This window comes from Cellulomonas persica (genome assembly GCF_007989825.1).
In the GTDB taxonomy this organism is placed as follows: Bacteria; Actinomycetota; Actinomycetes; order Actinomycetales; family Cellulomonadaceae; genus Cellulomonas; species Cellulomonas persica.
The window spans coordinates 81,118-94,302 of the sequence record NZ_BJUA01000011.1 but is presented as its reverse complement, the minus strand read 5'-3'; the positions used below and the strand labels follow the sequence as shown (position 1 = coordinate 94,302).

Genomic DNA, 13,185 nt, shown 5'->3' with positions numbered 1-13,185 from the left:
CGACGCGCCCCGTGGCGTCGTCGCCGGCTCGTCGCCCGGACGTCCACGGCGTCCGCAGGGCTCCCGCCGGTCCGGCCCGGCCGGGCACCTCACGACGCCGGCGATGGCCTTCGGCGGTCGATGTCGTCGCCGACGCGGAACCAGTCGACGTCCACGTGACCGCCCGTCTCGGCCGTGGCGTAGCAGAAGATCGCGAACCGGTAGCCCGTGAAGTGGTCGAGGCTGTACTCCATCGCGAGGTCGTCGCCGATCGGCGTCCAGGTGGCACCGTCGAGCGAGTACGCGAACGTGGCGCGGTCGGCCGCGTCCCGGAAGTCCACGTCCACGCGGAGCAGGACGGTGTCGGCCGTCAGCGGCACGTGGGTGCTGGTGAACGCGACGTGTCCCTGCGCGTCGGCACGGCGCATCACGAGCCGGCGGGCGCCCTCGACCATCTCGACCGCGACGTACCCGTACTTCTGCTGGTACGCGGACAGGCCCGCCACGTCGCCGTTCCTCATCGCGGACACGTCCAGCGAGATCGCCGCGGCGCTCGCCGGGCCGCACGTGCGCTGGGTGAGCGTGTTGCGGGCGTCGATGATGCCCGACGCGAGGCTGCCCGTGGTGAGCCGCAGGTGCCCAGGGCGTTCGGTCAGTGACCAGAACCGGTGGTCCGGGTGGTGGTTCCACTGCCAGGCCAGCCCGAGGCTCGAGCCGTTCCAGGCGTTCTCGTCCGCAGTCGTCAGGGCACCGGCGTTCGTCGTGCTCCAGTAGCCCGCCTGCGTGGGCTGGTTGTCGAAGTCGTCCGAGACCAGCAGCTCCATGGCTCCCGGCGAGCGCGCGCCTGCGTCCCCCGTCGTGCCGGTGTCGAGCGCGTAGACCGGCCACCCGTCGTCGTCCCAGGTCACGCGGGCCAGCTGCGGCGAGCGTCCGAGCGGCCCCTCGTCCTGGAAGAGCATGGCGTACCACTGCCCGTCGGCCGCCTGCACGACGCCGCCCTGCGCGACGCCGTCGCCCTGGCGCCCCTCGACCGACACCGCCTGGCTGAGCACGAGCCTGCCCTCCCAGGCCCCGCCCTGGGACTGCGGCGTCAACGACGTCGACCGCCACACCAGCTCCTGGCGGATGCCGCCCGTCGGCCACTCGATCATGAAGACGTAGTAGTGGTCGCCGATCCGGTACGCGTGCGCGCCCTCGGCGTCCAGCCCGCTGGTCTGGTCGACGTTCGCGTCGTCGACGAGCCGCGTCGGCGGTCCGTCCCACACGAAGGTCCCGTCGGGTTCCCGGCCGAGCCGGCGCAGGTCGATCGCTCCGCTGCCGTAGACGAGGTAGACGTCGTCGCCGTCGAACAGGAGCGACTGGTCGTGCGCGTAGCCGTCGAGGACCGACCGCGTCCACGGCCCGTCCTCGATGCTCGGCGTCGCATAGACGTACGTCTGCTGCGTGGTCAGGCTGCCGACCGACACGTAGTACGTGCCCTCGTGGTACCTGATGCTCGCAGCCCACGTGCCCTGGCCGTAGGCGCTGCTCCCGTTGCGCAGGGCGAGCGCGTCGGTGTCGTCGAGGATCGGGCCCGTGTAGCCGGCGATCGACCAGTGCACGAGGTCGCCCGAGCGCATGATCGGCACGCTCGGGGCGAAGTACATCGTCGTGCTGACCATGTAGTAGTGCCGGCCGTCGTAGGTGACGTCCGGGTCGGGGACGTCCGCGAAGATGACCGGCCGGCCGACGTCGAGCGCCGCACGGTCGGCGCGCCCCGTCACCGCAGGTCCAGGCTGACGGTGACGTACGAGTGGGCGGGCAGGTCGACCTCGAGCCCGCGCGGGTGGGGCCGCACGCCGTGGTGGACGGTCGGGGCGACGGCGTCGAGCTGCTCCGGGGTGTTGTGGGCGTCCAGGGTGGGCGCGGTCAGCACGCGCGCCTCGTATGCGACGACGGCGCGACCGCGCAGGTCGAGCACGACCGAACGGTCGGTCTCGGTGTCCAGGTGCGACAAGGAGATCAGCGCTGCGTCTGCCTTGACCGACGCGGACGCCGAGACCAGCGGCAGCTCGGACCCGTCGACGGCCCGGGTCGGCACGCCCCGCAGGTGGACGGCGAGCGCGGCGGCGTCGTGGTGCGCGGTGTTCATCGCGAACACGTGGTACGTCGGGGTGAGCACCAGCGCGCCCGTGCCGGGATCGGTGAGGATCATCGCCTGCAGCACGTTCACCGTCTGCGCGATGTTCGCCATCACGACCCGCTCGGCGTGCCGGTGGAACGCGTCGAGGTGCACGGACGCGACGAGCGCGTCGCGCAGCGTGTTCTGCTGGTACAGGAACCCCGGGTTGGTGCCCTTCTCGACGTTCCACCAGGTGCCCCACTCGTCGACCACCAGGCCGACCTTGCGGTGCGGGTCGTACCGGTCCATCACCGTCGAGTGGCGCGTGAGCAGCTCGTCCATGTGGCGGGCCCTGGCCATCGTCGTGTACCACTCGTCCGTGCTGAACCCGGTCGCGTCGCCCTTGTCCCCCCACGAGCCGGACATCGTGTAGTAGTGCAGCGACAGCGCCTGGAACGGGCGGACCGGCTCGTCCGGGTCCGCGGCCAGGTCGCCGAACGACCGCATCAGCGTCTCGGTCCAGTGCAGGTCGCCCGAGTCGGCGCCGGCCGCGATCCGGTACAGGGAGTTGTCGCCGTGGTTGCGCGCGTACGTGGCGTACTGCCGGGCCAGCGACGCGAACTGCTCCGCCCGCAGGTTGCCGCCGCAGCCCCACGCCTCGTTCCCCAGCCCCCAGAACGGCACCCGCCACGGCTCGTCGCGCCCGTTCGCCCGGCGCAGCGCCGCCATCGGCGAGTCGTCCGCCCGGGTCAGGTACTCGACCCAGTCCGACATCTCCGCCACGGTGCCGGACCCGACGTTCCCCGAGACGTACGGCTCCGCCCCGAGCAGCTCGCACAGGTCCATGAACTCGTGGGTGCCGAACGCGTTGTCCTCGACCACGTCACCCCAGTGCGAGTTGACCATCCGGGGCCGCTGGTCGCGCGGACCGATCCCGTCACGCCAGTGGTAGTCGTCGGCGAAGCAGCCGCCCGGCCAGCGCAGGTTCGGGATCTGCAGGGCCCGCAGAGCCGCCACGACGTCGGAGCGGATGCCACGCACGTGCGGGACGGCGGACTCCTCGCCCACCCAGAACCCGCCGTAGATGCACCGGCCCAGATGCTCCGCGAAGTGCCCGTACACGTGCCGGCTGATCGTCGCACCGGGCAGGTCCAGGTCGATGATCGCTGTCGTGGTCGCCGCATCGGGGACTGCCGCAGGGGCAGGCGGAGGCACGGGGCTGCTCACGAGTTGGTCTCCTTTGACCGGGAAGCGACGTGGGTGACGCGCAGAGCCGCGCGCGTGCGTGTGACTAGGAGTCGCCGCGCGTGGATCCACGCACCACGAGGCGGACGGGTGCGACGACGTGCTCGGCCGGGCCGGTCCAGCCCGACATCTGGCGGTGCAGCAGTCGGACGGCCGCCTCGGCCACACCCTCGTGGTTGGCGTCGACAGACGTGATGCCCGGTGGGATGAAGCGCGACATGTCGAGGTTGTCGAACCCGGCGAGCTGCACGTCGTCGGGGACGCGCAGCCCGGCGTCCACCAGGGCGGACAGCGCTCCGAGCGCGACGATGTCGGTGACGGCGAAGACCCCGTCGAACGGCAGTCCCGAGGCGATGACGTCGAGCATCGCCTCGCGACCACCGCGGGACGTGTAGTCGCTCACGGGGACGACGTAGGCCGGGTCGGGGGTCAGGCCGGCCTCGCGGTACGCGTGCTCCCACCCGACGCGGCGGTCCGTGGTCATCATGTGCGCGGCGTCGAACGAGCACCCGAGCGCGAGGATGCGACGCGACCCGCGCTCGAGCATGTGCGCCGTGGCGAGGGCGGCACCCGACTCGTTCGCCAGGCGCACGTGGTTGAGGTGGTCGGGCACGTCGCGCTCGCCCAGCACCACGATCGGCTTGGCGGTGCGGACCAGCCCGAGCTGCTCCAGGTCGAGACCGGCGACGGACAGCAGGACGCCGTCATAGGTCTGGAGCCGCGCGACGCTGAGCGCCTCCATCTCCTGCTGCGCGTTGGCGCTCGTCCGTTCGAGCACGAGGTGACGCCCCTGCGCCTCGATCAGCGGGGCGACCTGGTCGGCGAGCTCGCCGAAGTAGTCATGGAAGCTCGGGACGACGAAGGCGACGGTGTCGGTCCGTCCGGCACGCAGGTGCCGCGCGGTCAGGTTGACCTCGTACCCGAGGTCCTCGACAGCCGCCATGACGCGGGCGCGCGTCTCCTCGCCGACGGGAAGGCGCTCGTTGAGGACGTTCGACACCGTCATGACCGAGACGCCGGCCGCGCGGGCCACGTCCGCCATCCTCACCACGGAGATCCTCCTTCCCGCAAAGCCCTGCCGGTCGGCATGCGGTCGTCGCGTCGCAGGCCCCGGCCACGGCGCCGGGGCGCGCTCAATATATCGATACAACGCACGGCCGCAAGACCCCGACGGGAAGCTCCCGGTCGAAACTTTCAACCGGCGCTGCGCCACCGCGGGGCCGTCTCGCGCGGCCGCGGCGCGAGCGGATCCGCAGCGACGAGGTCACGGCACGGACGTCCCTGTCCGCCCACTGCGGCGAGTGCACTCGAAAGTGGTCGTGACCATTTCGAGACTTGCGAGGGCTTGACGGCTCGCGAAAGACGTCTCTACTTTAACGCTAAAATCCCGCCCGGGATGAGGACGCAAGCCCCAAGGCGTCCGATGTGCACACGTTCCAGTCAAGGTGGACGGGAACTGTTCTCAAGGGAGAGACCTCGGTGCGTACCGCAAGAACGAAGTTGTCAGCTCTTGTCCTGGTGGCGGCCATGTCCGCGGGCCTCGTCGCATGCAGCTCCGACGGCGAACCCGAAGACAAGGGCCCCTCGACCGCCGCCGTCATCCCCGAGGGGGATCTCGCGGACAAGTCCGGCACGCTGACCCCCAGCAACCCGACCACGCTCACGACGTGGATCACGTCGGCCCAGCAGGCCCCCGCGGCTGACAACAAGATCACCAAGCTGCTCAAGGAGCAGCTCGGCGTCACGCTCGAGTACGAGATCGTGACCCCGGACAACGTCGACCAGAAGATCGGCGTCATGCTCGCCGGCGGCCAGTACCCCGACCTCGTCGGGACCACGGACCTGAAGATGCGCCTGCTCGAGGGCGGCGCTCTCCTGCGCCTGGACGACATGCTGGCCAGCGGGGACTACCCCAACCTCGCCACGCACGTCGAGGACGACATCAAGAAGATGAGCTACTCCGGCGAAGAGGTGGAGCCGGGCCTGTACATCTTCCCGAACTACAACCGCTTCTACGGCGAGCCCACGGGCGGCACCTACTACGGTCCCGCGTTCTGGATCCAGAAGCGCGTGCTCGAGGACGCCGGCTGGCCGGACCTCAGCAACATGACCCTCGACCGCTACTTCGAGCTCATCGCCGACTACAAGGCGAAGAACCCCGAGACCGAGGGCGCCCCGACCGTGGGCTTCGAGGTCCTGGCCTCGACGGGCCGTGAGTGGGGCATGACCAACCCGCCGGCGCTGCTGGCAGGCTCCCCGAACAACGGCGGCGTCATCGTCGACGACTCCAACAACGCGCAGATCTACGCTGACAAGGACGTCGCGAAGGACTTCTACAAGGTCCTCAACGAGCAGTACGCCGCGGGGCTCGTCGACCCCGAGTCCTTCACCCTGACGTTCGACCAGTACGTGGCGAAGCTGGCGACCGGCGCCGTGCTCGGCATGCACGACCAGGGTTGGGACTTCCAGACCGCGACCGACTCGCTGCGGAGCGCCGGCAAGGACCAGTACACGTACGTGCCCCTCATGCCCGTCTACGACGGCGCCGAGCCGTGGTACGCCGACCGTCCCGTCATGAACACCAACCAGGGCTTCGGCGTCTCCGTCTCCAGCAAGCAGCCGGAGAAGGCCCTCAAGTTCCTCGACCTCATGCTCAGCGAGCCGTGGCAGAAGGTGCTCTCGTGGGGCATCGAGGGTGAGGACTACCAGGTCGGTGAGGGCGGTCTGTTCACCCGCACCGAGGAGCAGCGTGCCAACGCCCGCGACCTCACCTGGCGTGCCTCCAACCGTCTCGAGGCGCTGCTCGACATGCTGCCGAAGCACAACGGCCAGTTCTCCGACGGCAACGCCTACAGCCCGGACGACCAGCCCGAGGAGTTCTTCGCGACCCTGACGGACTACGACCGCAACGTCATGGAGCAGTACGGCAAGAAGACCTGGCTCGAGTTCATGAACCCGCAGCCGGAGAACCCCAAGTACTACCCCGCGTGGAACATCACGCTCTCCGACGACGCCAACCAGGTCAACCAGCAGCTGACCGACGCCAACGTGCAGAACCTGCCGAAGATCATCGCCGGTGCCCCCGGAGACTTCGAGGCGAACTGGAACGCCTACGTGGACACCATCAAGAAGATCGACGTCAAGGTGTACGAGGACGCGATCAACGCCGGCATCCAGGAGCGTCTCGCCAACTGGTAACAGTCGCGAGCCGTCGTGGTGGGGGGCGCACGCGTCCCCCACCACGACGCGCTCACGGTGACCACTCCCCCGCTCCTGACGACGAGGTTGGACAGATGACGGACGCACCGGTCAGCAACCTGGTGACCGCCACCGGGGTCGAGCCGGCCCTGGAGCCCGCGAGCAGCTCGCGGGCTCGCGGCCGCAAGGCCCGGACGCGAACTGCGAACAAGGCCCGGACGAGCAAGGCTCGGACGCGACCAGCGAAGGAGCCCAGGCGCAAGATCACCTGGGACAGGATCTGGGCGCAGCGGGTGCTGCTCGCGATGGCAGTCCCGCTGCTGATGTACCAGATCCTGTTCAAGTACGTCCCGGTCTACGGGTGGGCGATCGCCTTCCAGGACTACAAGCCGGGGCGCGGCAGCATCTGGAACCAGGAGTGGGTCGGCTTCGAGAACTTCGTCGACCTGTTCACCGGCGTCAACGGTGAGCGGTTCCGCCGCGTCATCGTCAACACGCTCGGACAGTCGCTGCTCACCCTGATCGTCGGGACCCTGGGAGCCATCGTCCTGGCACTCCTGCTGAACGAGGTCAAGAACCTGCCGTTCAAGCGGATCATGCAGAACATCACCTACATGCCCCACTTCCTCAGCTGGGTCATCGTGGCGAGCCTCGCGTCGGTGGCGCTCTCGCTGCCCTCCTCCGGCGGGTTCATCAACCAGGGCCTCATGGCCATCGGTCTCGTCCAGGAACCGATCCTGTTCCTCACCGAGCCGAACCACTTCTGGGGGATCGTCGCCGGGACGAGCCTGTGGAAGGAGCTGGGCTGGAACACGATCCTGTACCTGGCCGCGATCACCGCGATCGACCCGAGCCTGTACGAGGCCGCCGAGGTCGACGGCGCGGGCCGCTACCGCAAGATGTGGAACATCACGCTCCCGGGGATCCGTCCCACGATCGTCGTGCTGCTCATCATCAACAGCGGCTGGATCCTGTCGACCAACTTCGAGCTGCCGTACTTCCTCGGCAACGGCCTGATCTCCGAGACGGCCGAGACGATCGACGTCTTCGTGCTGCGCTACGGCTACCAGCTCGGCAACTACAGCCTCGCGGTCGTCGCTGGCATCTTCAAGACCGTCGTCGCCATCATCCTGGTCGGCTCGGCGAACATGGCGGCCAAGCGCCTCAACCAAGAGACGCTGGTCTAGGAGGACTTCATGACTAGCACCGTTGCCCCGAAGCCTCTGACGCAGCCCGCCCCACGGAGCCGGTCACGGCGACACAAGTGGACGACCGAGCGGATCATCTTCACGACGCTCAACACGACCTTCCTCGTCGCCCTCGCGGCGCTCATGCTCTACCCGCTCCTGAACACGCTCGCCATCTCCCTGAACGACGGCATGGACGCCGTCCGAGGCGGGATCGGCATCTGGCCCCGGGTCTTCTCGCTGAAGAACTACGAGGTCGTCCTCAACATGGACTCGATCTACCAGGCGTTCATCATGAGCGTGCTGAAGACCGTCGTGGTCGTGGCGACGAACCTCGTGTTCACCTCGATGCTCGCCTACGCGCTCAGCCGCAAGGAGTTCATCTTCCGGCGCCCGATCACCCTGATCTTCGTGCTGACGCTGTACTTCGACGCCGGCCTGATCCCCAACTACCTGCTCATCAAGGACCTGGGCATGCTGAACAGCTTCCAGGCCTACTGGGTACCGACGATCATCAGCGCGTTCAACCTGATCATCCTGCGCACCTACATGAAGTCGATCCCCGACGAGATCACCGAGTCGGCCCGGATCGACGGCGCGGGTGAGTTCCGCACGTGGTGGCAGATCATCATGCCGCTGTGCAAGCCGGTGCTGGCCGTCGTGGGTCTGTTCGTGGCCGTCGGCAGCTGGAACGCGTGGCTGGACACGCTGCTGTACAACTCGGGCGACCCCGCGCTGACCACGCTGCAGTACGAGCTGCAGAAGCTGCTGGCGAGCTCGATGAACGCCGGCGCGAACTCCGCGAACACCGCGGCCAACGCGGCCTCGGTGGGGGCAGGCGGACAGCTCACCACTCCGATCGCGCTCCGGTCGGCGATCACCATGGTGGCGGCCATCCCGATCCTGTTCGTCTACCCGTTCCTGCAGAAGCACTTCGTGTCCGGTCTCATGATCGGATCCGTGAAGGGCTGACCACGTCGTCGGCCTCCCGCAGACCGCGGGAGGCCGACCTCGTCCTCGAGACCCGTCACGTCCGCGCACCGAGAGGCCCGACCATCTTTCGTTTCAACCCTGCGTCGCTGCTGTGGCGCATCCTCGACTCGCTCGGCTCGGTCATCCTGATCAGCCTGCTCTGGCTCGTGAGCGTCGCCCTCGTCGTGACGGCGGGTGCGGGGACCGTCGTCGCCTACGAGGTCTGCCGCCGGTACGTCCTGGGCAAGGACGCGGGCGCCTGGGCCGTCGCCCGGAAGGCCTGGCAGCAGAGCTGGAAGCAGGCGACCGTCGTCGGCCTCCTGGCCGCTGCCGTCGCGGCCGTCGGCATCGTCACGCTCTCCTACCTGCCCACGCTCGGGCTGGCCGAGGTGCTGGTGCCGCTCCTCGTCGTCGGGCTCTTCCTGCTGCTGCTGGTCTTCTGGTGCCTCCCCCTGGTCGCCCGCTTCACCAACCCCACCTGGCGCCAGCTGCGCAACGGGTTCACCTTGGGCCTGACGACGCCCAGCCTGACCTTCCTGCTCGGGATCGCCGTGGTCGTGGCGGGAGTCGCTATCTGGAACTTCATGCCCGTGGTGTTCGTGGCACCCGGCCTCATCCTGGTGTGGTGGTGCTACCTGCTCGAGCGGTTCTTCGTGGACCGGGGGTACGTGCAGCCGGAGCCGGAGGAGGCGGAGGTCTGACGCTCTCCCCCGCCCTCACCACGCTCGACCCACGTGATCGACGAAAGGCGTTGTCGTGACCATCCTGCACGTCGCCGTCACCGGCTCCGACCGCGCTGACGGCTCGGCCGAGGCTCCGTTCCGCACCATCACCCGGGCCGCTCAGGCCGCCCTGCCGGGCGACACCGTCTCGGTGCACGAAGGCGTGTACCGCGAGTGGGTGAACCCGCCGCGCGGCGGCACGGCCGACGCACCGATCACCTACCAGGCCGCGGTGGACCCGGACGGGCGCTTCGAGCCCGTGACGATCTCCGGCGCCGAGGTCGTCACCGACTGGCGTCCCCACCCCGGCGCCGAGGGCCGCGTCTGGGTCACCCAGGTGTCGAACGCCCTGTTCGGCGACCGCAACCCGTACGCGGAGCGCATCGGCGGGGACTGGTTCTTCGACCGGGTCAACACGTGGCACACGGGCGAGGTGTACCTCGACGGCAGGTCCATGTACGAGTCGCTCACGCTCGCCGGCGTCGAGCACCCCGAGGTCACCCCCGACTCGTTCGACCCGGAGGGCTCGCTCCTCACCTGGTACGCCGAGGTGGGCGACGACGTCACGACGATCTGGGCGAACTTCGGTGGCGTGGACCCGGCCGCGCACGAGATCGAGATCAACGCGCGCACGTTCGTCTTCTGGCCCGCCGCGACGGGGATCGACCACATCACGGTGCGAGGGTTCACCCTCACGAAGGCCGCCACGCAGTGGGCCCCGCCCACCGCCCTCCAGGAAGGCCTGATCGGCCCCCACTGGTCGAAGGGCTGGGTGATCGAGGACAACACGATCACCGACTCGAAGAACGTCGGCGTCTCGCTCGGCAAGGAGGCCGGCACCGGCCAGAACGAGTGGACCGCCGGGGCGGACGGCGCCAAGGGCGGCACGCAGCGCGAGCGCGAGGTGATCCAGCGGGCGCTCGTCCTGGGCGGACCCGCCGCAGGCGAGCCGCAGCCGTGGCACCGGGACCACATCGGCTCCCACACCGTGCGCCGCAACACGATCCGCGACTGCGAGCAGGCCGGCGTCGTCGGGCACCTGGGGGCAGCCTTCTCGACCATCGCCGACAACCACATCTCGCGCATCCACGTGAAGCGGCAGTGGCACGGCGCCGAGGTGGCCGGGATCAAGCTGCACGCCGCGATCGACACGGTGATCAGCGGGAACACGATCCATCACACGCACCGCGCGCTGTGGCTCGACTGGCAGGCGCAGGGCACGCTGGTGCGGCGCAACGTGTTCTACGCCTCGACCGCCGAGGACTTCATGGTCGAGGTCTGCCACGGCCCGTACCTCGTGGACTCGAACCTCTTCCTCTCGCCCTGGGCCGTCAAGGACATGTCCTCCGGCGGCGCGTACGTGCACAACTACGTCGCGGGTCGCATCGCGAACTGCACCGAGCACCAGCGGTACACCCCGTACCACGTCCCGCACGCCACGGCCGTCTACGGCGTCTCGAACATCCTCGGCGGCGACGACCGGTTCTACAACAACGTCTTCGTCGGCGGCAGGACGACCGGGGAACCCGACGGGCCGGACGGGGACGACGAACCCGCGCTCGCCAGCTTCTGGTCCGGCGCCATCGACATGGACGGCGTGCCCGGCAGGGCCACCTTCACACCGACCCCGGTGGGTACCTCGCAGTACGACGCCTACCCGACGGCGCAGGAGTACCCCAACGAGCCCGGCAGCGACCTGGCCGGGCCACGGCTCCCCGTCTGGATCGAGGGCAACCTCTACGCGGAGGGCGCCGAGCCGTTCCGCGCGGAGCCCACCGCCCTCGTGGTCGACACGTCACCGGTGCGCGTCGAGGTGATCGACGCCGACGCCGGGACGATCCGTGTCGTCGTGAGCCACGCGGGCGACGTCGACGTCGTCACCCCGGTGACGACCGCCCGCCTCGGGACGAGCTACCAGGCCGAGATGCCCTACACGAACCCCGACGGGTCCGACCTGGACCTGAGCACCGACTTCTGCGGCACTCCGCGCGACCAGGTCGTCCCCGGACCGTTCGCCGTCTCGACGACCGAGGCTCGGGTCCTGCCCGCACCGGGTCCGGTCGGTCGGCGCTAGACGCCGTGGCTCGCACCGCTCGTCGTCGAGCGGTGCGAGCCACCGCACGGCTCGACGGTCGTCCGTGCCGGCGCGGGAGCACGAACCGCGAACTGCGATCCGCGCGACTCGCCCAGTGGCGTCGTCGGCGGCGCGCCGCCTGCGCCACTTAGGGTGTCCCGCGATGATCACTCGTGCCGAAGGGGCCTACCTGGGCGCTGTCCGGGCCTTCCAGAACCCGATGCTGGACCTGCTCCACAAGAAGCACGCACCGCTCGTCGTCTCCCTGCTGTCCGTGACGTTCACCGCGGAGCGGCCGACCGTCCCCGTCGCCGACGCGCACACGGAGATCGGTGACGCGCTCGACCAGCTGCGCGCCGCGGGCTACGAGGAGTCCCTGCCGACGGGGACCGCGCGCGACCTGTGCCGGCAGTGGGCGGACGCGGGCTGGCTGATCCGCCAGGTGCTGGACGACGACGTCGAGGTCTACCGTCTGTCGGCGCACGCGGTCGGTGCGCTCGAGGTCGCGGGCCGCGCGGGGGGTGCGCGGGCGCGTGTGTCGCAGTCGCGCGTGCGGACGCTGCTCGACGCGGTCGAGCAGCTCGCGCAGGACGCGGACCCGGACGTCATGGTCCGCATGGCGCGCCTGGACGGGCAGATCGCGCGCCTGCAGGCCGAGCTGGACCGCGTGCAGCGCACGGGCACGGTCGACGAGGTCGACGACGAGGAGCTGCTCGAGGAGGCGGAGAACGTGCTGCACCTCGTGCGCGAGCTGCCCGCGGACTTCGCGCGCGTCGCCGAGTCGATCAAGGCGATGCAGCGTGATGTGGTCACGGCGCTGCGGCAGGACGAGCGCCCGACGGGTGACGTGCTGCGCGAGTACCTGGAGCGCGGCGAGCACGTCATGGAGTCCACGTCCGAGGGCCGCGCGTTCGCCGGGGCACTGCGCCTGATCGGTGACCCGCAGCGGCTCGACGAGCTCGCCAACCAGCTCGACGTCGTCCTGCGCCACAGGTTCACGCGGCGCCTGGCCGTCCAGCAGCGCACCGAGCTGCGCGAGATCGTGCGTCGCATCGAGCAGGGGCTCGACCAGGTGTTCACGGCGCAGCGCGAGGCGTCCTACGTGATCACCGCGCAGGTGCGCAACCACGACCCGCTGCGCGACCGACAGGTCGACGTGCTGCTGCGCGACGTGATGGCCGGGATGCAGTCGTGGCTGCCCGACACCCGCCGGTTCCAGTCGGTCGACCCGCTGCTGCGCCTGCCGGTCGCGGAGGTCGAGCACCTGCGCCAGACCGCCGGCGACCTGCGCCCGCCTGAGGCGCCCGCTCCCCTGCCGGACTGGGACGACGACGACGTGGACGCCTCGGGGGACGACGCGCGCGCCTGGGGTGGTCCGCACTACTCCGAGCTCGCCACGCACCTCGCGCAGTTCGCGGACGGCGCCGACGAGGTCGACGTCGCCGCGGCGTTCGCGGCGGCCCCCGACGCGCTGCGTCGGCCCGTGGACCTGCTGGGCGTGCTCGAGATCGCGCACGCCCGCGGCATGACCGAGACCGACCGGGTCGCGTTCGTCGACGCGGTCCGGCCCGACGGCACCCGCCGACGCCTCGCGTTCGGCGCGGTCAGCACGACGACGAAGGACGACGATGCCTGAGACGACCACCACCGAGCTGCGCGACGGCACCGGCACCGCACCGGATGCCGTGCCCGGTCCGCATCCCGCGC

The 13,185-nt window shown here is 69.8% G+C and carries 9 protein-coding genes; 6 read left to right on the top strand and 3 right to left on the bottom strand.

The annotated features are described in order from the left end of the window. Positions 1 to 89 precede the first annotated feature (89 nt). The 3 genes from CPE01_RS12045 to CPE01_RS12035 all read right to left on the bottom strand — a co-directional run bounded on the left by CPE01_RS12045 (position 90) and on the right by CPE01_RS12035 (position 4,367). Positions 90 to 1,742 carry a glycoside hydrolase family 43 protein gene (locus CPE01_RS12045; protein ID WP_146807030.1) on the bottom strand — a complete coding sequence of 551 codons (1,653 nt, stop codon included), beginning with the start codon at positions 1,740 to 1,742 and terminating at the stop codon, positions 90 to 92. Beyond that, a complete protein-coding gene (locus tag CPE01_RS12040; RefSeq protein ID WP_281285119.1) occupies positions 1,739 to 3,307 on the bottom strand; it encodes an alpha-N-arabinofuranosidase in 1,569 nt (522 codons plus the stop codon). The genes CPE01_RS12045 and CPE01_RS12040 overlap by 4 nt, the downstream gene beginning before the upstream one ends. A gap of 64 nt (positions 3,308 to 3,371) precedes the next feature. Further along, positions 3,372 to 4,367, bottom strand: a complete 996-nt coding sequence (locus CPE01_RS12035; protein WP_246783909.1) for a LacI family DNA-binding transcriptional regulator — start codon at positions 4,365 to 4,367, stop codon at positions 3,372 to 3,374. A gap of 485 nt (positions 4,368 to 4,852) precedes the next feature. Between CPE01_RS12035 and CPE01_RS12030 the strand changes: the two genes are divergently transcribed. The 6 genes from CPE01_RS12030 to CPE01_RS12005 all read left to right on the top strand — a co-directional run bounded on the left by CPE01_RS12030 (position 4,853) and on the right by CPE01_RS12005 (position 13,114). Further along, entirely contained in the window at positions 4,853 to 6,523 is a 1,671-nt protein-coding gene (locus CPE01_RS12030; protein WP_146807026.1) for an extracellular solute-binding protein, read from the top strand. Between the two features lie 95 nt (positions 6,524 to 6,618). Then, positions 6,619 to 7,710: an ABC transporter permease gene (locus CPE01_RS12025; protein WP_146807025.1), complete on the top strand. Its 1,092-nt coding sequence runs from the start codon at positions 6,619 to 6,621 to the stop codon at positions 7,708 to 7,710. Positions 7,711 to 7,719: 9 nt separating this feature from the next. Next, on the top strand, positions 7,720 to 8,682 hold the full coding sequence (locus CPE01_RS12020) for a carbohydrate ABC transporter permease (RefSeq protein ID WP_146807023.1): 963 nt from the start codon (positions 7,720 to 7,722) through the stop codon (positions 8,680 to 8,682). An 83-nt stretch (positions 8,683 to 8,765) separates the two neighbouring features. Then, a complete protein-coding gene (locus CPE01_RS12015) occupies positions 8,766 to 9,383 on the top strand; it encodes a DUF624 domain-containing protein (RefSeq protein ID WP_222592916.1) in 618 nt (205 codons plus the stop codon). A 55-nt stretch (positions 9,384 to 9,438) separates the two neighbouring features. Beyond that, positions 9,439 to 11,478: a DUF1565 domain-containing protein gene (locus tag CPE01_RS12010; protein ID WP_146807021.1), complete on the top strand. Its 2,040-nt coding sequence runs from the start codon at positions 9,439 to 9,441 to the stop codon at positions 11,476 to 11,478. 163 nt (positions 11,479 to 11,641) lie between these two features. Beyond that, positions 11,642 to 13,114, top strand: coding sequence for a DUF3375 domain-containing protein (locus tag CPE01_RS12005; protein ID WP_146807019.1), 1,473 nt, complete (start codon positions 11,642 to 11,644; stop codon positions 13,112 to 13,114). Positions 13,115 to 13,185 lie beyond the last annotated feature (71 nt).

Excerpts from the sequence above, each read along its gene's own strand:
- CPE01_RS12035 (WP_246783909.1), bottom strand. The coding sequence starts at position 4,367 with ATGGCGGACGTGGCCCGCGCGGCCGGCGTCTCGGTCATGACGGTGTCG.
- CPE01_RS12030 (WP_146807026.1), top strand. The coding sequence starts at position 4,853 with ATGTCCGCGGGCCTCGTCGCATGCAGCTCCGACGGCGAACCCGAAGAC.
- CPE01_RS12025 (WP_146807025.1), top strand. The coding sequence starts at position 6,619 with ATGACGGACGCACCGGTCAGCAACCTGGTGACCGCCACCGGGGTCGAG.
- CPE01_RS12020 (WP_146807023.1), top strand. The coding sequence starts at position 7,720 with ATGACTAGCACCGTTGCCCCGAAGCCTCTGACGCAGCCCGCCCCACGG.
- CPE01_RS12005 (WP_146807019.1), top strand. The coding sequence starts at position 11,642 with ATGATCACTCGTGCCGAAGGGGCCTACCTGGGCGCTGTCCGGGCCTTC.